Below are 20,650 nucleotides of genomic sequence, written 5' to 3' on the forward strand. Positions count from 1 at the left end.
TGCCCGGCGTCACCGCAGAACGCCCGCAGGCGAGACACACGCGCCAGCCTCGCGGGCGCAGGTGGTGCGCCCCGATAGGCTGGGCCGGTGAATTCCGGTCTGCTGGGCTACCTCGTCGTGCTCGGCGTCACCCTCGGGGGCGTCGCGCTCTTCGTCGCTGCCATGGTGGTCCGTCGTGTCCTCGCACCGCGCGTGCCCAGCCCGACGAAGCTGACGACGTACGAGTCGGGCGTCGACCCCATCGCCGGCAACTGGCAGCAGTCCGGTTTCCGGTACGTCGCGTTCGCGTTTCTCTACGTGGTGTTCGCCGTCGACGCCGTCTACCTGTTCCCGTGGGCGCTCGTCCTGCGCACGAGCGGTCTCGGCGTCGCTTCACTGTTCGAGATGGGCATCTTCATCCTCGTCCTGCTCGTCGGCCTCGCGCATGCCGCGCGCCGGGGCCTGCTGGCCTGGCTGTGAGGTGATCCGACGATGACCGACGATTCCCGCACGCCCGCCGCCGACGCGACCTTCCCCACGGCAGGGCCGATCGAAGCCACCGCAGAGCGCGCCGTCGACCTGCCGATGCCGACGGTGCGTCCCCACGTCGGCATGGCGCAGGAGCATGCACCGAAGCCGATGCGGCTCGTCCTCAACTGGGGGCGCCGCTACTCACTGTGGGTGTTCAACTTCGGCCTCGCCTGCTGCGCGATCGAATTCATCGCCGGCTCGATGTCGCGCCACGACTTCATCCGCCTCGGCGTCATCCCCTTCGCGCCGGGCCCACGTCAGGCCGACCTCATGGTCGTCTCCGGCACCGTCACCGACAAGATGGCGCCCGCCGTCCGTCGCCTCTACGACCAGATGCCCGAGCCGAAGTACGTCATCAGCTTCGGCGCGTGTTCGAACTCCGGTGGGCCGTACTGGGATTCTTACTCCGTGACGAAAGGCGTCGACCAGCTCGTGCCCGTCGACGTCTACGTGCCCGGTTGCCCGCCGCGCCCCGAAGCGCTGCTGCAGGGCATCGTCACGCTGCAGAACCAGATCGCGCAGGAGAAGCTGACCGGCGAGAGCATCATGTCGCGCCTCAACCCGTTCTCCACCAAGCGCCGCAGCGCCGCGTCCGTCCAGCGTCCGCTCGTGACGAAGCCGGGGCACGACGTCCCCTCGACGAAGGCGACGGGCGCCACCAAGGCCGACGCCCCGACACCCGACACCCCCACGACCGGTGATGACGCATGAGCCGCGAACCGCGCCGCGTCGACGTCGCGCTCGACGAGTGGATCGCCACGCATGAAGCGCACCGCGCCGACGGCTACACGTTCTTCGACTTCGTCACCGCCGTCGACGAGACCGATCGCGATCTGCCCGACAAGCCGGCCGGTTTCGACCTCGTCAGCCACCTCTATGAGATCGGTGACGGCGACGTCCCCGGCGTGCGCGCGAGTGTCATGACGCGCGCACGGGTGCCGCTCGCCTCGGGTGACGACCCGGCGCACGCCCCGAGCCTCACCGGCCTGTGGCGCGGCGCGGCATGGCACGAACGTGAGACGTTCGAGATGTTCGGCATCGTCTTCGACGGGTTCGACGACGGCACGGGCGCCGGTCTGCGCAAGCTGCTGCTGCCCGAGACGTTCATCGGCACGCCGCTGCGAAAGTCGTTCGTCCTCACGGCGCGCGCGAGCAAGGAGTGGCCGGGCATCAAGGACCCCGGCGAGTCCAAGGGTGAGAGCCCTCGCGCGGGAGCGGCCAAGCGCCGCAAGGTCATGGCGCCGGGCGTCCCCGACGACACGTGGGGGCCGCGATGAGCGTTCTCGACGTCACGTTGCGCAGCGTGGCCGTGCTCGCCTGTTTCATGGTGCTGCCGCTCGTGCTCGGCCAGGTCGAACACAAGGTGATGGCGCACATGCAGGGGCGCCTCGGCCCGATGGAGGCCGGCGGTTTTCACGGGTGGGCGCAGCTCGTCGCCGACGGCGTCAAGTTTGCGCAGAAGGAGGACGTGACGCCGCGCGCCGCTGACCGGGGCGTGTTCAAGCTCGCGCCGGCGGTGTCGATGTTCAGCTATCTGCTGGCGCTCGCGGCCGTCCCGTTCACGCCGAGCCTCGTCGCCGGTGACCTGCCCGCGTCGCTCGTCTACGTGCTCGCCGTCTCCGGCATCGGCACGGTCGCGACGCTCATGGCAGGGTTCGGTTCGGGCAACAAGTACGCGACGCTCGGCGCGTTCCGGTCGGCCGCGCAGCTCGTCAGCTACGAGGTGCCGCTCATCCTCGCGTGCGCGTCGTTCGCGATGGCTGCGGGTTCGCTCAGCATCTCCGGCATCGTCCACGAGTGGCACCCGATCTGGTTGCTGTGGCAGCTGCCGGGCGCGTTCGTCCTGCTCGTCGCGATGACGGCCGAGCTGCAACGCCCGCCGTTCGACATGCCCGTCGCCGACTCAGAGGTCGTCATGGGCGTGATGACGGAGTACACCGGCCTGCGTTTCGCGCTGTTCCTGCTGAGCGAGTACGCAGGCATCGTCGTGATGTCGGCACTGTTCGCCGCGCTCTACCTCGGCGGGTGGAACGGCCCGTTCGAGGGCGCGCTCGGGTTCGTGTGGATGCTGCTCAAGACGGCCGTCGTCGCCTTCGTCATCTTGTGGATGCGCATGAGCTGGCCGCGGCTGCGTGAGGACCAGCTGCAGCGTTTCGCCTGGTTCGTGCTCGTCCCGCTCGCACTCGTCCAACTCGCTCTCACCGCGGCAGGAGTGATCTACACCGCATGACTCAGCCTCACGAGAACGACGCGTCCGCCTCGGGCGACGCGACTCCCGACGCCCCGCGCGATCTCGGTCGCCACGTCCACCCGCTGCCCTCCTCCGGGCGTGAGGCGGGTCCGATCCGCGGCCTGCTCACCGGGATGCGCACGACTGCGCGCACGATGACGAAGAAGACGTCCGTGCAGCAGTACCCGGACGTCAAGCCCGACCTGCCGCCGCGCAGCCGCGGCGTCATCGCGCTGCTCGAGGAGAACTGCACCGCCTGCATGCTGTGCGCACGCGAGTGCCCCGACTGGTGCCTCTACATCGACTCGCACAAGGAGACGGTGCCGAGCGAGGCGCCCGGTGGGCGCGATCGTCAGCGCAACGTCGTCGACCGGTTCGCGATCGACTTCTCCTTGTGCATGTACTGCGGCATCTGCATCGAGGTCTGCCCGTTCGACGCGCTGTTCTGGAGCCCCGAGTTCGAGTACGCGACGAACGACATCCGCGACCTGCTGCAGGAGAAGGACGAGCTCGGCGCGTGGATGCGCACCGTCCCCGCGCCTCCCGATCTCGACGACGGCGCACCCGGGGCCGCCGAGGTGGCTGCGGCGAGCAAACCCGCACGCGTGCAACGACGTCGGCCGACGCAGTGAACGCGAGCACCACGACGACGCGGGCCACCGCCCGCCACACCGAAGTCGACACGCCCATCAGCAGCCGGACAGCCAGGACCAGGGGGGAGCGACCATGACCGTCCATGACGCCCTGTTCGCCTGCCTCGGCCTCATCAGCGCCGCGTCCGCGATCTGTGCGGTGACGACGCGGCAGATCGTCCACGCGGCACTGTGGCTGACGGTGTGCCTCGCGACGCTGTCGGGCTGCTACCTCGTCCTCGGCGCCGAACTCGTCGCGCTCGTGCAGTTGCTCGTCTACGTCGGCGCGGTCGTCGTCCTCGTCCTGTTCGCCGTCATGCTGACGCGCGCGCCGATCGGGCGCAGCGGCGACCACGACGCGCCCATCATGACGCGGATGGCCGCCCTCGTCATCGCCGCGGCGACGGGCGGTCTGTTGTTCTCTGCGTTCGTCTCGGCGTTCGGCACACGCCGCGCGCGCATCGACTCGGGCACGACGACCGACCTCGCGCAGAACCTGTTCGGCCGGTTCGCGTGGCCGTTCGAGGTCGTCTCGCTCGTCCTGCTCGCCGCCCTCGTCGGGGCCCTCGCGATGATCGGTTCGCGACGCTCGGGAGGCGGTCGATGATCCACCTCGTGCTGCCGTTCGGCCTCGCCTCGATCCTCGCCGGCGCCGGTGTCTACGCCATCCTCGCGCGCCGCAACGCCGTCCTCATGCTCATCGGTGTCGAACTCGTGCTCGCGGCCGCAAACCTCGTGCTCGTCACGACGAGCGCGATCCTGCCCGATCCGGGCGGCTCCGCCCAGATCATGTCCCTGTTCGTCATCACCCTCGCCGCCGCCGAGGTGACCCTCGCGCTCGGCATCATCCTGTATGCATTTCGCGCGCGCGGTCACATCGACCTCGGCGAAGGACTCGACGCCGACGAGGTACGCGCCGACACGCGTGAGGTCACGGGCGAGAACAGCGGCGCTCGCGAGGCGGGCGTGACGGCCACCACAGCTTCGCCGGCCGCGACGTCGACCACGTCGCCGGCATCCTCAGCATCCTCGCCGGAGGTGACCTCGTGACGAGCGTGACGTCTCACCTCGCGCAGGCGGCTCTCGCGCTGCCGCTCATCGGCACGCTATTGGCGTTCGTCCTCGGACGCCGCAACGTCGTCGCCTTCGTCCTCGCCTCCGTGACGACGGCCGCGGCGCTCGGCGCGTCCGTCTGGCTGGTCCTGCGTCATCTCGGGTCGGGGGTGGCGCAGGACGTCACGACGCTCGACGCGCTGCCGCTCGGGCCCACGCTGCGGGTGCCGCTGCAGTTGCGCGACGACGCGACGAGCGCGCTCATCGTCGCCGTCGTGCTTCTCGTGTCACTGACGGTGCAGCTCTTCGCGCGCTGGTACCTGTACTCCGATCCGCGCTATCGCGTGTTCGCCTCGAGCGTCGCGCTGTTCACTGGAGCGATGGTGCTCGTCGTGCTGTCGAACGACGTGCTGCTCACGCTGATGGGCTGGGAGGTCATGGGCTGGTGCTCGTACCTGCTCATCGGTCACGAGAGCGAGCGCGCTGCGGCCCGCCGCGCAGCGTTCAAGGCCTTCGTCGTCACCCGCCTCGCAGACGCGCCGTTCATCGTCGGCCTCGCGGCGCTCGCGATGGTCGCGCACACGACGCGTATCAGCGACATCCTCAGCACGTGGACGCACATCGACGGCCCTCTGCGACTCGCCGTCCTGCTCGGCCTCGTCTGCGGCGTGCTCGGCAAGTCGGCGCAGCTGCCGTTCAGCGACTGGCTGCCTGATGCGATGGAGGGCCCGACGCCCGCCTCCGCGCTCATCCACGCCGCGACGATGGTCGCCGCCGGCACCGTCGTGCTCGCCCAGTTCGAGCCGCTGCTCGCGCTCGAACCGACAGCCCGCCTGACGCTCGTCCTCGTCACCGGTGTCACGTCGCTGCTCGCGGCGCTGGCCGCGTTCTGCCAGTTCGACCTCAAGCGGTTGCTCGCGTGGTCGACCGTCAGCCAGGTCGGGCTCATGCTGCTGGCCGTCGGCGCCGTCCCGCCGGGTGACTCGGCCGACGCCGCGCTGCTCCACCTCGTCGGCCACGCCTTCTTCAAGTCGATGCTGTTCTTGCTGCTCGGCTGGCTGTCCGTCGTCATCGGCAGCACGCTCGCGAGTCGCATGTCGGGGTCGCTGCGTCGCCTGCCGCGCACGTTCGTTCCGGCGACCCTGGGGTTGTTCACCATGGCGGGGCTGCCGCCGACGATCGCGTTCGTCTCGAAGGATGCGATGATCAACGACGCAGCGCGCTCGCAGGCGGACGGACACGTCGAAGGGCTCATCGGGTTCATCATGCTGTTCCTCATCGTCGCCGCGACTGCCGCGTATTCGATGCGTGCCTGGCTCATCCTGCAGCACCGCACGACGCTGGAGCGCCGCGGTGAACGTCAGGTCCTCAACGACTCGCACGTCGTGCGCGACGTCGACATCGTCGAACTGCTGCGCACCTCGCCCGAGGTCGACGAGCACGGCGAGGAGATCGCCGCCGTCGAGGAGTACGACGAGGACGAGGTGCTGCCGCGCCCCGGCGTCATGGTGCGGTTCATGATGTGGGTGCTCGCCCTCGGCGGCATCTTCGGTGGAGCCCTCGCGCTGACGCCGCTCATCGACATCGACACCCGGCATCTCAACCTGCCGATGATGGGGGCCACCGTGCTGCTCGTGCTCGCGTCGGTGCTCGTCGTGCGCATCATGTCGCTGCGTCAGCTCTACGGTGACGCCTCCCGGCGCCTGCCGCGACGCATGACGCTGCTCGCCACGCGCGGGTTCGGCCTCGATCGTGCCTACCTCGCGCTGACGCGGCCGATCGTGTGGTTCGCCCATGTCGTCCACGGCACCGATCTTCGTCTCGCCGCAGCGCACGACACGCTGCCCGCCGGCATGGCGCGCCTCGGCGACCTCGCCGACGCACCGCACACGCGCCGCCCCTCGACGGGCCTGTCGTGGGTCGTCGTCGGCGTCGTCGTCGCCTCGGTCGTGGGGGTGACGTTGTGGTGATCGCCCTGCTCCTCGCCAGCGCCCTGCCGCTCGGTCTCGGCGCCGCTCTCATGGCGGCCGACCGTCTCGGACGTCCGCTGTCGCACACCGCCGCCTGGTGCATCGCCCTCCTGACCGCGGCTGCGTCGCTCGGCGCCGGCCTCGCCGCGGCGATGGGGGACGCCGTCGTCGACCGGCCGTGGGCGCCGCAGATCGGGCTGCGCCTGCACCTGACGATCGACGGCATCAGCGCGCCCCTCGTCGTGCTCGCCGCAGCGGTGACGCTGCTCGCCGTCGCCGTGTCGTCCCGTCAGCGTCCGAAGGGCACGCCGGGGCTGTTCTACGGCAGCCTGCTCGTCGTGCTCGGCGCGGCCGTCGCCGCGTTCACGGTGCGCGACGTCATCGGCTTCTTCATCGCCTTCGAGGTCGCCCTCGTGCCGATGTGGGTGCTCATCGACCGCTTCGGTGACGCTGCGCCCGCCGAGCGTCGTCGCGCCGGGTGGATGTTCGCGCTCTACACCGTCGGTGGCTCCATGCTCATGCTCGCGGGGCTGCTCGTGCTCGTCGCCGCGACCGGCACGAGCGACCTCGACCACCTCACGGCGGCCGCACACCACCTGCCATTCACGACGACGCTCATCGCCGCGACGCTCATCAGCGTCGGCCTCGCCGTCAAGGTGCCGCTGCTCGGCGTGCACGCGTGGCTGCCGCGCGCTCACACGGCGGCACCGACTGCCGGTTCGATGATGCTCGCCGCCGTGCTGCTCAAGCTGGGCACGTACGGTTTCGTCCGTCTCGTCGCGCTGCCGATGCCGGACGCATGGCGCCGCATCGCGCCGATCGTCGCGATCCTGGCGGTCGCCGGCATCATCGTCGGTGGCCTCGTCTGTCTCGTCGAACACGACCTCAAACGCCTCGTCGCGTGGTCGTCGATCGCCCACATGGGTTTCGTCATGCTGGCGCTCGCGGCCGGGCAGGTCATCGGTTTCGGCGCCGCGCTCTACGGCAACATCGCGCACGGTGTCATCTCGGCGCTGCTGTTCGCGATCGTCGGTGCGCTGAAGGCGCGCCGTGGGCCGGTCGACGTCGACGCACCCGCGCTCGGATTGCGTGACACCCATCCGCGACTCGGGTTCGCCCTGGTCGTCGGGGTCGCCGCTGCGTTCGGGCTGCCGGGGCTCGCCGGTTTCTGGGGCGAAATCCTCGCACTCTTCGCGGCGTGGGATGCGCCGTCACGACCCAACACCCTGTTCCACGTGCTGACGGCCCTCGCCGCCCTCGGCGCCGTGCTCGCCGCCGTCTACGGCGCACGCGTATTGCGCGCCGTCTGGTCCGGCGACCTCGACGACGACACTCGTCGCGCGGCTGTCGATGACGCCCGTCGAGCGACTGCGAACGCTGCGTCTGACGCGACGGCCGTCGCCGACGCCTCGAATGGCGTGGCAGCCGTCGCGTCGCCGGCCGACGGCGCCGCGGCCATGCAGCGCGTCACGGGCGCGGAGTGGCTCGCGATCGGCGTGCTGACGCTCGCGACGATCGCCCTCGGTCTCGTCCCGAGCCCCCTCATGCATCTCATGAACGACGAGCTCGTCACGCTGCTGGGAGGCGTCAAGTGAAGATCTCCGTCGACGCTCTCGCCCTCGCTCCGGCTGCCGTGCCGATGGTCGCGGCGCTTCTCGTGCTGCTCGTCGACGTGGTCTTCCACGCCAAGGCGCGGTTGCCGTGGATCATCGCGGCTCTCGGTCTGATCGGTGCGTTGGGTGCCCTCGTCGTCGCGGGGCGCCGAGGGCACTTGGCGACGCTGTGCTCGGGCGGGGAATGCTGGTGGCGTCTCGACGCGCCGGGGACGGGCCTCGCGGGGTTGGCGCTCGTCTCGGCGCTCGTCGTCGTCGTGCTCGCGGCGCTCGAGCCGGTGCGTCCGACGTCCCCTCAACGCGCCGCGGTGCGCGCCATGCTCGTGCTGTCCGCGACGGCCGGATGCGTCGGCGTCGTCGCCGCGCGAGACCTCGCATCGTGGCTCGTGCTCCTCGAACTCGCGACGCTGCCGAGCATCGCCCTCGTCGCGTTGCGTGGTGGCCGGGCGGCCGCGCACGGTGCGTTGACGTTGCTCGTCACGGCGCTCGCGTCGTTCGCCGTGCTCGCGCTCGGGTGTGCGTTGTGGTTTGCTGCGACGGGCACCATCGCGATGAGCGGTGACGCCGTCATCACGGCGTTCGCCGACCCGGCCCGCAAGCCGCTCGCCGTCGTCGCGATGATGCTCGTGCTCGCCGGTGTGGGTTTCAAGCTGTCGCTCGCGCCGTTCCACGCGTGGACGCCGGAGGCGTTCGCGGGGTCCGGCACGTGGGTCGCGGCGTTCCTCGCGACGACGTCCAAGGTGGGCGCGCTCGGCGCGATGCTCGTCGTCGTGTCGGCGGCGTCCGCGCTCGGTTCGCCGGCGCAGGCGGCCCTCGGCATCATCGCGGCGTTGTCGATGACGCTCGGCAACGTCATGGCGCTGCGTCAGGTCGATCTGCTGCGTCTCATGGCGTGGTCGACGGTTGCGCAGGCCGGTTGGGTGCTGCTGCCGCTCACGAGCGTCTCGGCCGGTTCGACGCATGCAGCCGCACAGTATCTTGCGCTCTACACGCTGGGCACGGCCGCGGTGTTCGTCGTCCTCGCCGCGTTCGAGCGGCCCGGCCGGGCAGTGCAGATCGACGCGCTGCGCGGCATGTTCCGCTCGCATCCGCTGAGTGCGGCGACGATGGCGCTCGGCCTGCTCGCGCTCGCCGGGTTGCCGCCGAGCATCGTCGGTGTCGTCGCGAAGGTCGTCGCGATGAAACCCGTCGCCGTCGACCACTCGTGGTGGCTGCTCGGGTTCGCGGTGCTCAACACGCTGCTCGGCGTGGCGGTGTACCTGCGCTGGATCGTCGCGATGTTCGTGCCGATCGGTGACGCGACGGGCGACGCATCCGATGCGCCGGCCGCTGACTCCGTCGAGGGGGCGGGCGCGACCGTCGTGGGTACGTCCGCAGGCGCGGCGGCCTCGCCGTTGGTCGTCACGACGCGCGGCCACCGCGTCGTCATCGCGCTGATGGCGCTCGTGCTCGTCGCGACGAGCATCCTGCCGTCGTTGCTGCTGCGCTTCTTCTGAGGCCCGCGCCGTCGGTAACCGCGTTCCACCTGCGGCACACCCTGGGCTGGCAGGATGGCAGCATGACTCTGACGCGTGACGAAGCGCAAGCACGAGCCGCGATCGTGCATCCGACGGCCTACCGCATCGACCTCGATCTCGACGCGGGGCCCCGCACGTTCGGTTCGACGACGACGCTGACGTTCGACGCGCAGGCCGGAGCGTCGACGTTCGTCGACCTCGACCCCGACGAGCTGCTGTCAGCGTCGCTCAACGGGCGTGACCTCGACGTCACCACGGCCCTCGACGGTCGTCGCCTGCGCCTCGACGATCTCGCCGAGCGCAACGAACTCGTCGTCACCGCGCGCATGACGTACGGGCGCGACGGGCAGGGCCTGCACCGGGCCACCGACCCCGCCGACAGCAACGACTACGTCTACGGCCACCTGTTCATGGACGCGGCATCGCGCGTCTACGCCTGCTTCGACCAGCCCGACCTCAAGGCGCCGTACGACGTCACCGTGCGCGCCCCGCAGGGGTGGACGGTCGTCGCCAACGGCGCCATGCGCGAGGTCGAGCCGCAGCTCTGGCGCGCTGCGACGACGAAACCGCTCGCGACGTATTTCGTCACCGTCTGCGCCGGCCCCTTCGCCACCGTCACGGCTGAGCACGACGGCATTCCCCTCGCGCTGCACGCGCGCGCCTCGTTGCGCGACCGGCTCGAGGCGCAGGCCGACGAGATGCTCACCGTGACGCGCGAGTCGTTCGACTACTACCACCAGCTGTTCGGCATCCGATACCCGTTCGGCGAGTACCACCAGGTGTTCGTTCCTGAGTTCAACGCGGGCGCGATGGAGAACCCGGGGTGCGTGACGTTCCGCGACCAGCTCGTCTTCACCGGCGCCGCGAGCCGCACCGAGCACCTGTCGCGCGCCAACACGATCAGCCACGAGATGGCGCACATGTGGTTCGGCGACCTCGTGACGATGCAGTGGTGGGACGACCTGTGGCTCAACGAGTCGTTCGCCGAGTACATGGCCAACCGCACGCTCGTCGCGGCCACCGAGTTCGACGACGCGTGGGTCGACGTCGCCGCCGGCCGCAAGGCATGGGGTTACGCGGCGGAGCGGTCGCCGTCGACGCACCCCGTCGCGGGCGCGCCCGCGCCCGACACCGACACGGCGCTGCAGAACTTCGACGGCATCTCCTACGCCAAGGGTTCGGCGGTGCTGCGTCAGCTCATCCACCACATCGGTGACGACGCGTTCATCGCGGGCGTGCGCCTTCACCTGCAGCGGCACGCGTTCGCCAACGCGACGCTCGCCGACTTCCTCGCCTCCCTCGAAGAGGCCTCCGGCACCGACCTGACGCGATGGGCCGCCGCGTGGCTCGAGACGGCCGGCATGGACACCCTCCGCGTCGACGGGTTCGTCGGCGCGGCCCGCGGTGTGGTGACCGAGGGTACCGATGACGCAGCACGTACCACCCGCTCGCTCGACGACGCCCGCGACCCGGCTGCGTCCGCTCCCTCGGATCACGATGCCTCCGCCGCGGCTGACACGACGAGCGCGCCCCACCTCGTCATCGAGGCCAACACGCAGTGGCCTGCCGAGCGCACGCACACCCTCCGCTTGAGCGCCCATTCAGCCGACGGCGCCCTCGTCGCCGTCGACGACCTGACGGGCGCTGCGGGCCTCGTCGACCTGCCCGAGGTGAGCGGAACGATGGCGCGCGGTGAGCAGGTCGCCGCCATCATCCCGAACGCCGGTGACCTGACGTGGGCAGGCGTCGAGTTCGACGCCGCGACCCTCGCTGCGCTGCCGACAGCACTGTCCGGCATCGCCGACGCAACCACGCGCGGCATGATCTGGACGGCACTCGCCCACGGCCTCGCGACGGCTGTCGTCTCCCCGCAGCAGGTGCTCGCCATCGCCGAGGGCGCGCTGCCGGCCGAGACGCAGATGCCCGTGCTCGACGTCGCCGTCGGCGTGGCCCTGGGGCAGGTCGTCGGACGCTTCATGCCGTGGTCCGAGCGTTCGGACGCTGCGGCACGTCTCGCCGCGGTGGGGGAGCAGCTCATGGCTGCGGCATCGGATTCTTCGACGAGCGCCATGTCAGCGGCGTCCTCGACGAGCACTGCCAGCCCGTCGTCGAGCGCTGCCGGCGCATCTTCGCTGAGCCCTGCCGGCGCACCGTCATCGACTTCGGCCGGTGCGTCCTCGGGCGCACGGGTCGATGCCGTCGACGATCCCCGCCTCCTCGCGGGGGCGCGTCTCGTCGCCTCGACGGGCGACGCCGAGCGTCTGCGTCCGTGGTTCGCGGGGGAGGGCCTGCCGGCGGGGCTCGACGGTGACGCACCGTTCCGGTGGCGCGTGGCGCGTCGCCTCGCACAGCTCGACGCGGTGACGATCGCCGAGCTCGGCGACGCCCTCGCGGCTGACGAGACGATGTCGGGTCAGCTCGGCTATCTCACGGCACGGGCGTCGTTCCCGACCGCGGAGGCGAAGGAATGGGCGTGGGAGGAGCTGACGGCCGCTCCCACCGATGACACGCCGGCGCACAGCAACTACGAGATGAACGCGCTCGCCACGGGTTTTTGGTCGGCCGACGACGAGGCCACCCTTGCGCCGTACATCGAGCGCTACGTCAGCGACGTTCCCGCGATGCGCGCGTGGGTGGGCGAGGACGCGCTCGCCCGCGTCGCGTCGCTTGCGTTCCCGACGGCCCTCGCGAGCGAGGAACTCGACGTCGAAGCCCGCCGCATGCTCGAGCGCGACCTGCCCGCATCGGTGCGCCGTGCCGTCGTCGATCAGCAGGCCCTCGTGCGTGAGGTCCTCGCCTCGCGCGCCGCGTTCGTCGAGGGCTGACCGGGCTGTCACCAAAGCCCGATCTCGAGACGGGGTTCGTGCCCGATCCGTGTCTCGACCCGTTTCGCGATCGCGCGGCGCGTGCCACGTTGCCCGATGGTCGCTCAGGAGTTCTGTACGTCGAATCGGTTCGCCTCGCCACGCTCGAGAGTGGTCATCTGTGGTGGCGATGCTGGTCGGCACCCTACGAGAACGCGATTCTGTGGCTCGACCTGCCGGACGGAGTGTGCACAGACATCTGGCTGAGTGACGGCGCGGCAATCGAGGCCGAGACCGAACAGTGGGCTCGACGAGAGTGGACAGGGGTCAGGCAGGGCGGTCGCCCCGCCCCGATTCATGCGCTCGAGTGGTTGGGGGACGAGGAGTCCCGCAGAATAGGGGCCGCGTTCATCGACCCCGGGACCGACGAATCGCAGGCCTGACGCATGATGGCGGGTAACTCACTGGTTGGTTCGAAACTGCCCTCCACCTCGTGAGTCACCCGCCATCGTGCGCGCTCGAACACGAGCGCAGCGGCGCCGATCGTCAGGGCACGATGACGCTCAGCGTCTGCGCGACGCACGCGGGTCGCTCTTGACCCTCGATCTCGACGGTCAGCGTCATGGCGACCTGGGCGCCCTTGGGGCTCTCGTCGACGCTGTCGAGCACGATGCTGCCGCGCACCCGCGACCCCACGGGCACGGGCTGCGTGAAGCGCACCTTGTTCGAGCCGTAGTTGACGGCCATCGTGATGCCTTCGATCGTCCAGATCTCCGACGACAGCATCGGCGCGAGCGACAACGTCAGGTAGCCGTGCGCGATGGTCGTGCCGAACGGGCCGCTCTTGGCGCGTTCGGGGTCGACGTGGATCCACTGGTGGTCGCCGGTGGCGTCCGCGAACTGGTCGACCATCTTCTGCGTGATCTCGTGCCACTCGCTCGTGCCGAGATGCTCGCCGACAGCCGTCTTGAGTTCGTCGAGTCCGTTGAACGTTCGCATGGTGTTCTCCTCGTCCCGGTTCAGCAGAGCGGTCCGCCGGCGACGTACAGCACCTGCCCGGAGACGTACCCGGAGCGCTCGTCGCAGAAGAACGACGCCGCGTTGGCGATGTCGTCGGGCTGGCCGGCCTTCTTGACGGCCGTCATCTCGGCGGCGCCCTTGATGAAGTCCTCGAACGGCACGCCGACGCGCTCGGCCGTCGCCGCCGTCATGTCCGTCTCGATGAAGCCCGGGGCGATGGCATTCGCCGTCACGCCGAACTTGCCGAGCTCGATGGCGAGCGTCTTCGTGAAGCCCTGCAGCCCCGCCTTCGCGGCCGAGTAGTTCGCCTGGCCGCGGTTGCCGAGCGCGGAGCTCGACGACAGGTTGACGATGCGGCCGAAACCCTCCTTCGTCATGTGCGCCTGGCACTCGCGCGACATGAGGAACGAGCCGCGCAGGTGCACGTTCATCACCATGTCCCAGTCGTCGGCCGACATCTTGAACAGCAGGTTGTCGCGCAGGATGCCGGCGTTGTTGACGAGGACGGTCGGCGCGCCGAGCTCGTCGGCAACGCGGGCGACGGCGCCCTTGACGCTCTCCTCATCGGCGACATCGCAGCCGACGGCCAGGGCGTCGCCGCCGGCGGTCTTGATGGCCTCGACCGTTGCCGCGCAAGCGGATTCGTCGAGGTCGAGGACGGCGACCTTCATGCCGTCCGCAGCGAGGCGCTTGGCGACGGCGGCGCCGATGCCGCGCGCGGCTCCGGTGACGATGGCGGTTCGCTGGGTCATGGGGAAGTCCTTTCGTGGAGCGGGGGGTCGTTCAGGTTTCGTGGCTCATCTACTCGCGTGCACGTGCACGCAAACAGCGACGGCCAGCAGTAGCCGGCAGCAGGTCTCAGACGAGCCCGCCGGTGACGGTGATGCCGCCGTCGACGACGAGCGTCTGGCCCGTCATCCACGCGGCGTCGTCGGAGGCGAGGAACGCGACGGGCCCCGCGATGTCCTCCGGCGCGCCGAGGCGCTTGAGCGGGTAGGGCTTGGCGACGGATTCCTCGCGTCCCTCGTACAGGGCCTTCGCGAAGTCGGTCTTGACGACGGCGGGGGCGACGGCGTTGACGCGCACCTTCGGGCCGAGTTCGGCGGCGAGCTCCTCCGTCATGTGGATGACGCCGGCCTTCGTCACGCCGTAGAACGCGATGCCGGGTGCGGCGCGCAGCCCGGCGATGCTCGCGAGGTTGACGACCGAGCCGCCGTTGTCCTTCATCCACGCGTTCCAGACGGCGCGCGTCCACGACAGCGTCGCGAGCAGGTTGACGTCGGCGATCTTGCGCGCCGCGTCGTCGTCGAGGTCCATGAGGCCGCCGTAGACGGGGTTGATGCCCGTGTTGTTGACGAGCACGTCGATGCGGCCCCAGCGCTCCATCGCGGTGCGCACGACCTCGTCCTGGTGCGCCTTGTCCTGCGCTTTGCCGGCGACGGCGACGGCCGCGTCGCCGAGCTGCGCGACGGCCGCATCGAGCGTCTCCTGGCCGCGCGCGGTGATGATGACGTTCGCGCCCTCGTCGACGAAGCGCTGGGCGATGGCGAGGCCGATCCCGCGGCTCGCGCCGGTGACGATCGCGACCTTGCCAGTGAAGCGGCTGGCCTGTGCAGTCATGAAGCATTCCTCTCGAAAGACGCACGCAACGCTATTGAGCGTTGCTCAACAACACTATGCCCCTTCGGCGTACCTCGTGCGAAGTTCGCGCTTGAGCACCTTCATGCTCGGCCCGAGCGGCAGCGCCTCGACGATGTCGACGCGGCGCGGGTACTTGTGCGATCCGAGCTGCTCTCGGCTCCAGGCGACGAGCGTCTCAGCGTCGAGCGCAGCGTCGTCGGACGGCACGACGACGGCCATGATCTCCTCGCCGTACTGCTCGTCGGGCACGCCGATCACGGCGACCTGCGCGACGCCGTCATAGCGCATCAGCGTCTCCTCGACCTCGCGCGGGTAGACGTTGTACCCGCCGCGGATGACGAGATCCTTCGTTCGGTCGACGATGCGCACCCGCCCCGTCTCGTCCTGGATGCCGATGTCGCCGGTGCGGAACCATCCGTCCTGCAGGGCTTCGGCGCTCGCGGCCGGGTTGTTCCAGTAGCCGGCGAAGATGGCGTGGCCGCGGCAGACGACCTCGCCGCGTTCGCCCGGCGGCAGCAGCTCGACGCGTTCGGGCACCGTCAGGTCGGCGATGCCCATGTCGATGCCCCACAGCGCGTGTCCGACGGTGCCCGGTTCGACGCCGAGCGCCTCCTGGTTCGACGTGATCGACGGCGAGGTCTCGCTGAGGCCGTAGCCTTCGTGGATCTTCGTCGAGAACACCCTCTCGAACTTCTCGAGCACGGCTACGGGCAGCGACGCGCCGCCGCTGATGGCGTCAGCGAGCTGCGGGACGGGGATCTCGGGGTGCTCGCCGACCGCCTTGAGCAGCTGGATGTACATCGTCGGCACGGCGCAGATCATCGTCACGCCCTCGGCGTTCATGAGGCGCAGCGCCTCCGTCGCGTCGAAACGGGGCTGCAGGACGACGGTGACGCCGCGCCGGAACGCCGCGTTGAGCGAGACGGACTGACCGAAGATGTGGAACAACGGCAGGCACCCCAGGACGACGGCGCCCGCCGCGACGCCGTTGCCGTCGAACGCGCTGACCGTGCAGTTCATCACCAGGTTGAGATGGGTGAGGATCGCGCCCTTGGGCTTGCCCGTCGTGCCGCTCGTGAAGAAGATGACGGCGGGGTCGAGCGGCTCGCGTGCCACGAAGTTGCTGATGGGTTCGGCGCTGGCCGCGTACGTGGTGATGTCGACCGCGGGGACGCCGGTGATCTCCGACGCCTTCGTCGCCGTCGCCGCGACAGCCGGGTGGTGGAGCAGGCGGCTCACCTCGGCCGTCTCGAGGAGGTAGGCGGCCTCGCGCCCTTGCAGCAGCGTCGGCACGGGGACGACGACGCCACCCGCCGCGAGGATGCCGTAGTAGCTCGTGACGAACTCGACGACGTTGGGCGCCAGCAGCGCGACGCGGTCGCCGGGCGTGACGCCGTCCGCGATGAGTTGCGCGGCGACCGTGCGCGCCTCGCGCCAGACCTCCGCGTACGTGAGTCGACGCTCGCCCTCGATCAGGGCAAGAGCGTCAGGGGTGCGGCGCGCCGGTTCGGCGAGCACGCTGGCGAGGGAGAGCGTGGTGGAGACGACGGGCAGCTCGGACATGTGCACTCCAGACGTTGACTGTGCTGTGCATCACATCACACCACACCGACAACGCTCCTGGGGCATCTTGTTGAGCATTGCTCAACAACTGGATGGCATTGTCCTGCGCACTGCCCGTCAGGCCTGATGACTTCCCCACATGGCGCCGCCTGACATGAAGTGGGACGTCCGCGGGCCGCCGCGTCTCCGCCTGGCGTCGTTCTGCATCGAGTGGGACGTCCGGGCAGCGTTGTCACCGGGGCCACCTACGCTGACTGCATGAGCGAAACAGCACTTCTCGTCGTCGATGTGCAGAACGATGTCATGGCCGAATCCGTCAACAGCGACGACGTCGTCGCGAAGATCTCATCGCTCGTCGATCGGGCGCGTGAGCAGGGTGTGCCCGTCATCTGGGTGCAGCACTCCGACCCGGGGATGCCGCGTGACAGCGACGCATGGCAGGTCGTCCCGCAGCTTGTTCCGGCACCTGGCGAACTGGTCGTCCACAAGACGTGGGGTGATGCGTTCGTCGAGACCGACCTCGCCGAACGTCTGCAGGAGCGCGACGTCAAACGCATCGTCCTCTGCGGCGCCCAGACCGACGCCTGCATCCGCTCGACGTTCTACGGCGGCATCCACCGCGGCTACGACATGACGCTCGTCGAAGACGCGCACACGACCGCCGACATGCGCGAAAATGGCCTGCCCTACGGCCCGGACGAAGCCATCCGCGTCCTCAACGCCCAAGCGTCCTGGACGAAGCAGCCTGACGCGGTGGGCTCGACGACGACAGCCGCCGACGCGTTCGCCTGACGGGTGGCAGCCGCTCCCACGAGGGTTGTGGAGGTTCGTGCTCTGGGTAGCACGAACCTCCACAACCCTTCGCCGGACGCTCACCTACGGTCGAGGGCCATGGCGATCGCGCTGCGCGCGATCGCCATGGCCCTCGACCTTCGGTATTCGCTCGTCACAAACCCAGGTCACGCCCGATGATCATCTTCATGATCTCGTTCGAACCGGCCCAGATCTTGTGCACGCGAGCGTCACGCCACGCACGTGCCACGCGGTACTCGTTCATGTAGCCGTAGCCACCGTGCAACTGCACGCACTCGTCGAGCACGTCGCACTGCACCTGGGCGGCCCACCACTTCGCCTTTGCGGCGTCGACGGCCGTCAGCTTGCCCTCGGCGTGCGCGGCGACACAGTCGTCGATGTACGCCTCGGAGACCTCGATCTTCGTCACCATCTCGGCGATCTTGAAGGTGTTGTGCTGGAACGAGCCGATCGGCTGACCGAACGCCTTGCGGTCCTTGCAGTACTGGATCGTCTCGGCGAGGATCTGCTTCGCGTTCGCGATGTTCGCGATGGCGTTGCCGATGCGCTCCTGCGGCAAGTGCTTCATCATCGCGATGAAGCCGAGGTCCTGCGGGCCGAGCAGCGCGTCGGCGGGCAGGCGCACGTTGTCGAAGAACAGCTCGGAGGTGTCGGACTCGACCTGGCCGACCTTGTCGAGCTTGTTGCCCTTCGTGAAGCCCTCCGTGCCGGCCTCGACGAGGAACAGCGAGATGCCCTTGGCGCCCTTGCTCGGGTCCGTGCGCGCCGCGACGACGGCGACGTCGCACTGGTGGCCGTTCGTGATGAACGTCTTCGAGCCGTTGAGGATCCAGTCGCCCGAACCGTCGTCAGCCTTGACGGCCGTCGACTTGAGGTTGGCGAGGTCCGAACCGCCCGACGGCTCCGTCATGCCGATCGACAGGATCAGCTCACCCGTCGCGACGCGCGGCAGGTACTTCTGCTTCTGCTCCTCGGTGCCGAGGCTGACGATGTACGGCGCGGTGACATCCGAGTGGATGCCGAAGCACGACGCGACGGCGGCGGTGAACTTGCTGATCTCTTCGGCGAAGATCGCGTTGAAGCGGTAGTCGTCGATGCCGGCGCCGCCGTACTCCTCCGGGATGCACAGGCCGAAGAAGCCCTGCTTGCCGGCCTCGAGCCAGATGTCACGCGCGATGACGTGATCGCGGATCATCTCCTCGGCACGCGGGGCGAGGGTGCGCTCGACGAACTCGCGGGCGGAAGCGCGGAACGCCTCGTGGTCTTCGTCGTAGATGTTGCGGGGCATGGGACGCCGCCTTTCTTAGCTCATGGGTAGCTTGATCGCTCTTTGCATGGTACGCCCCGTCACAGGTACTTGTCGCCGGGCTGCGATCCTTACCTTGACGTAACCGTCGCGAGGGCCTCGGCGTCGTCGAGAAGCGCACCTCAGCGCCTCGAGTGCGTCGCCGTCGAGCCCGGCCACCAGCTCGGCTGACGCCCCACGAGTTCACGTCGCATTCAGCCGCCCGTCACGTCCATGCCCCGCGCCAGGGGCACGCTGGCACCTCCTCATCCCCGACGGAGAGTTGTCGTCATGCCTCGCCCCACACGTCGCGCGTTCCTCAAGGGCGCCTCCGGCTCCCTCGTCACCGCAGCGCTCGCCGCGACCAACGCCCAACTCGCGCAGGCCGCGGATCGTTCGGTCTACACCCGCGGCACGACGCTCGAGCAGGCTGCGGCCCCGGTGGCGACGAGCGGCTACACGCGTCTGACGGCCGGGCCGGGCTACCCCCTCGTCGTGCGCGCCGACCTCGCCGAGCCGCGACCTTCCCGCGACGACACCCGCACCGGCCTCGCGAGCATCGTCCAGTTCACCGACCTGCACGTCGTCGACGCGCAGAGCCCGGTGCGCTTCGAGTTCCTCAACACGGTCAACTCGAGCGCGTGCCGCCCGCAGGAGGCTCTCGGCACCCAGGGGGCGGCGCAGCTGGTCGAGCGGGTCAACGACCTCGCCAAGGGCCCGTTCACCGGGCGCCGGTTCGACTGCGTCGTCTCGACGGGTGACAACACGGACAACCACGAGCACGTCGAGCTCGAGTGGTACCTCGCAGTCATGAACGGCGGCGTCATCACCCCGAACACGGGCGCGAGCGACCGGTGGGAGGGCGCGCAGACGAGCGGCAACCCGCAGTACTACAACGTCGAGAATGCCTCCGTCCGCGACCGGTACGTCAGCGCAGGCTTCCCGGTCCTCGACGGCTTCTTCCGCCGCGCCACGGCAGCGCACCGCAGCCCGGGGCTGAACGTGCGATGGTTCTCGGTCTTCGGCAACCACGACGACTCCGTCAGCGGCGTCCTGCCGTCCGACTGGGGTGCACTGGCCGCGATGTACACCGGCGACGTGAAGTTCACCGGCTTCACCTCGGGCACGTCCGATGCGGCACTGCGACGCACCTTCGCGACCGGCAGCACGGCGATCAAGGGCGTCAGCAGCAGCACCAAGAACACCTGGCACGTCACACCCGATGAGCGCCGCAGGCCGTTCACCCCGACGGAGTACATGCGCGCGCACCTGCCGAGCGGCGGCCATGGCTTCACGGACGAGAACGTGGCGACCGGGCGCGGCTACTACACGTTCCGCATCGCCGACGGTGTCACGGGCATCTCGCTCGATTCGACGAACCGCGCCGGATTCACCGAGGGCAGCCTCGGGCACGAGCAGTTCCTGTGGTTGCAGCGTGTCCTCACCGCGGGCAGCAGCACGTACGTCGACTTCTGGGGTCGCACACAACGCCATGCCGTCGCCGACGAGATGTTCGTCATCTTCAGCCATCACACGAGCACGACGATGACGAACGTGCTGCTCGACCCGGCCACGCCCGAACTGCGGCACGCCGGGCGCGAGGTGCGCGACACGCTCATGCGCTTCCGCAACGTCGTGGCGTGGGTCAACGGGCACACGCACGAGAACCGCATCACCGCGCATCGTCACGCCGATCCGCGACGGTCGTTCTGGGAGATCAACACGGCGAGCCACGTCGACTTCCCGCAGCACGCGCGCATCATCGAGCTCTGTGACAACGCCGACGGCACGCTCAGCCTGTACACGACGCTGGTCGAGTCGGCCGCGCCGTACGCAGCGTCGACGACAGGGCAGGACCAGGCGGATCTGGCGTCGCTGTACCGCGAGCTGTCCTACAACGATCCGAACCGCTCGGCCGCCCTCATGGGCGCCGACGCCGACCGCAACACCGAACTGATCCTGCGCCACCCCTGGCGCTGACGTCGAGGATGCCGACGAC

18 protein-coding genes are annotated in these 20,650 nt (G+C 69.5%); 13 read left to right on the forward strand and 5 right to left on the reverse strand.

What is annotated here, in order from left to right; all coding sequences use genetic code 11:
• The first annotated feature begins 87 nt into the window (after positions 1–87).
• The 11 genes from EDC82_RS03210 to pepN all read left to right on the forward strand — a co-directional run bounded on the left by EDC82_RS03210 (position 88) and on the right by pepN (position 12,350).
• Entirely contained in the window at positions 88–459 is a 372-nt protein-coding gene (locus EDC82_RS03210; RefSeq protein WP_006946140.1) for an NADH-quinone oxidoreductase subunit A, read from the forward strand.
• 12 nt (positions 460–471) lie between these two features.
• Positions 472–1,221 carry an NADH-quinone oxidoreductase subunit B gene (locus EDC82_RS03215; protein WP_062258566.1) on the forward strand — a complete coding sequence of 250 codons (750 nt, stop codon included), beginning with the start codon at positions 472–474 and terminating at the stop codon, positions 1,219–1,221.
• The gene (locus EDC82_RS03220; protein WP_038567011.1) at positions 1,218–1,787 is read left to right on the forward strand and encodes an NADH-quinone oxidoreductase subunit C; all 570 of its coding nucleotides are present in this window, start codon (positions 1,218–1,220) and stop codon (positions 1,785–1,787) included. Before EDC82_RS03215 ends, EDC82_RS03220 begins: the two co-directional genes overlap by 4 nt.
• A complete protein-coding gene (locus EDC82_RS03225) occupies positions 1,784–2,740 on the forward strand; it encodes a complex I subunit 1 family protein (protein WP_006946099.1) in 957 nt (318 codons plus the stop codon). Before EDC82_RS03220 ends, EDC82_RS03225 begins: the two co-directional genes overlap by 4 nt.
• Complete coding sequence (locus EDC82_RS03230) at positions 2,737–3,372, forward strand: NADH-quinone oxidoreductase subunit I (protein ID WP_082740946.1); 636 nt, start codon at positions 2,737–2,739, stop codon at positions 3,370–3,372. The genes EDC82_RS03225 and EDC82_RS03230 overlap by 4 nt, the downstream gene beginning before the upstream one ends.
• Before the next feature lie 94 nt (positions 3,373–3,466).
• Positions 3,467–3,979 (forward strand): NADH-quinone oxidoreductase subunit J, encoded by a 513-nt coding sequence (locus EDC82_RS03235; protein ID WP_038567014.1) that lies wholly within the window; start codon positions 3,467–3,469, stop codon positions 3,977–3,979.
• Positions 3,976–4,422, forward strand: coding sequence for an NADH-quinone oxidoreductase subunit NuoK (gene nuoK / locus EDC82_RS03240; RefSeq protein ID WP_082740947.1), 447 nt, complete (start codon positions 3,976–3,978; stop codon positions 4,420–4,422). The genes EDC82_RS03235 and nuoK overlap by 4 nt, the downstream gene beginning before the upstream one ends.
• Positions 4,419–6,395 (forward strand): NADH-quinone oxidoreductase subunit L, encoded by a 1,977-nt coding sequence (locus EDC82_RS03245; RefSeq protein ID WP_062258567.1) that lies wholly within the window; start codon positions 4,419–4,421, stop codon positions 6,393–6,395. Before nuoK ends, EDC82_RS03245 begins: the two co-directional genes overlap by 4 nt.
• Complete coding sequence (locus EDC82_RS03250) at positions 6,392–7,990, forward strand: NuoM family protein (RefSeq protein ID WP_231729593.1); 1,599 nt, start codon at positions 6,392–6,394, stop codon at positions 7,988–7,990. The genes EDC82_RS03245 and EDC82_RS03250 overlap by 4 nt, the downstream gene beginning before the upstream one ends.
• Complete coding sequence (locus EDC82_RS03255; RefSeq protein WP_062258571.1) at positions 7,987–9,504, forward strand: NADH-quinone oxidoreductase subunit N; 1,518 nt, start codon at positions 7,987–7,989, stop codon at positions 9,502–9,504. Before EDC82_RS03250 ends, EDC82_RS03255 begins: the two co-directional genes overlap by 4 nt.
• Positions 9,505–9,566: 62 nt before the next feature.
• Positions 9,567–12,350, forward strand: coding sequence for an aminopeptidase N (pepN, locus tag EDC82_RS03260; protein WP_062258573.1), 2,784 nt, complete (start codon positions 9,567–9,569; stop codon positions 12,348–12,350).
• A 525-nt stretch (positions 12,351–12,875) separates the two neighbouring features.
• Here pepN and EDC82_RS03265 read toward each other — a convergent pair.
• From EDC82_RS03265 to EDC82_RS03280, 4 genes are all read right to left on the reverse strand, one after another.
• A complete protein-coding gene (locus EDC82_RS03265) occupies positions 12,876–13,328 on the reverse strand; it encodes a MaoC family dehydratase (RefSeq protein WP_038567023.1) in 453 nt (150 codons plus the stop codon).
• Positions 13,329–13,348: 20 nt separating this feature from the next.
• On the reverse strand, positions 13,349–14,101 hold the full coding sequence (gene fabG, locus EDC82_RS03270) for a 3-oxoacyl-ACP reductase FabG (RefSeq protein ID WP_006946283.1): 753 nt from the start codon (positions 14,099–14,101) through the stop codon (positions 13,349–13,351).
• 106 nt (positions 14,102–14,207) lie between these two features.
• On the reverse strand, positions 14,208–14,969 hold the full coding sequence (locus EDC82_RS03275; RefSeq protein WP_006946150.1) for an SDR family oxidoreductase: 762 nt from the start codon (positions 14,967–14,969) through the stop codon (positions 14,208–14,210).
• A gap of 54 nt (positions 14,970–15,023) precedes the next feature.
• The gene (locus tag EDC82_RS03280; protein ID WP_062258577.1) at positions 15,024–16,553 is read right to left on the reverse strand and encodes an AMP-binding protein; all 1,530 of its coding nucleotides are present in this window, start codon (positions 16,551–16,553) and stop codon (positions 15,024–15,026) included.
• 258 nt (positions 16,554–16,811) lie between these two features.
• Here EDC82_RS03280 and EDC82_RS03285 point away from each other — a divergent pair, with 258 nt between their 5' ends.
• Entirely contained in the window at positions 16,812–17,345 is a 534-nt protein-coding gene (locus EDC82_RS03285; RefSeq protein WP_062258580.1) for an isochorismatase family protein, read from the forward strand.
• Positions 17,346–17,499: 154 nt separating this feature from the next.
• Here EDC82_RS03285 and EDC82_RS03290 read toward each other — a convergent pair whose 3' ends face one another.
• Positions 17,500–18,654, reverse strand: coding sequence for an acyl-CoA dehydrogenase family protein (locus EDC82_RS03290; protein ID WP_006946057.1), 1,155 nt, complete (start codon positions 18,652–18,654; stop codon positions 17,500–17,502).
• 288 nt (positions 18,655–18,942) lie between these two features.
• On the opposite strand from EDC82_RS03290, the gene EDC82_RS03295 reads away from it, so the two are divergent.
• Positions 18,943–20,631, forward strand: a complete 1,689-nt coding sequence (locus tag EDC82_RS03295) for a TIGR03767 family metallophosphoesterase (RefSeq protein ID WP_062258584.1) — start codon at positions 18,943–18,945, stop codon at positions 20,629–20,631.
• Positions 20,632–20,650 lie beyond the last annotated feature (19 nt).

The organism is Dermacoccus sp. SAI-028 (assembly GCF_004346775.1).
GTDB classification, from domain to species: Bacteria; Actinomycetota; Actinomycetes; order Actinomycetales; family Dermatophilaceae; genus Dermacoccus; species Dermacoccus nishinomiyaensis.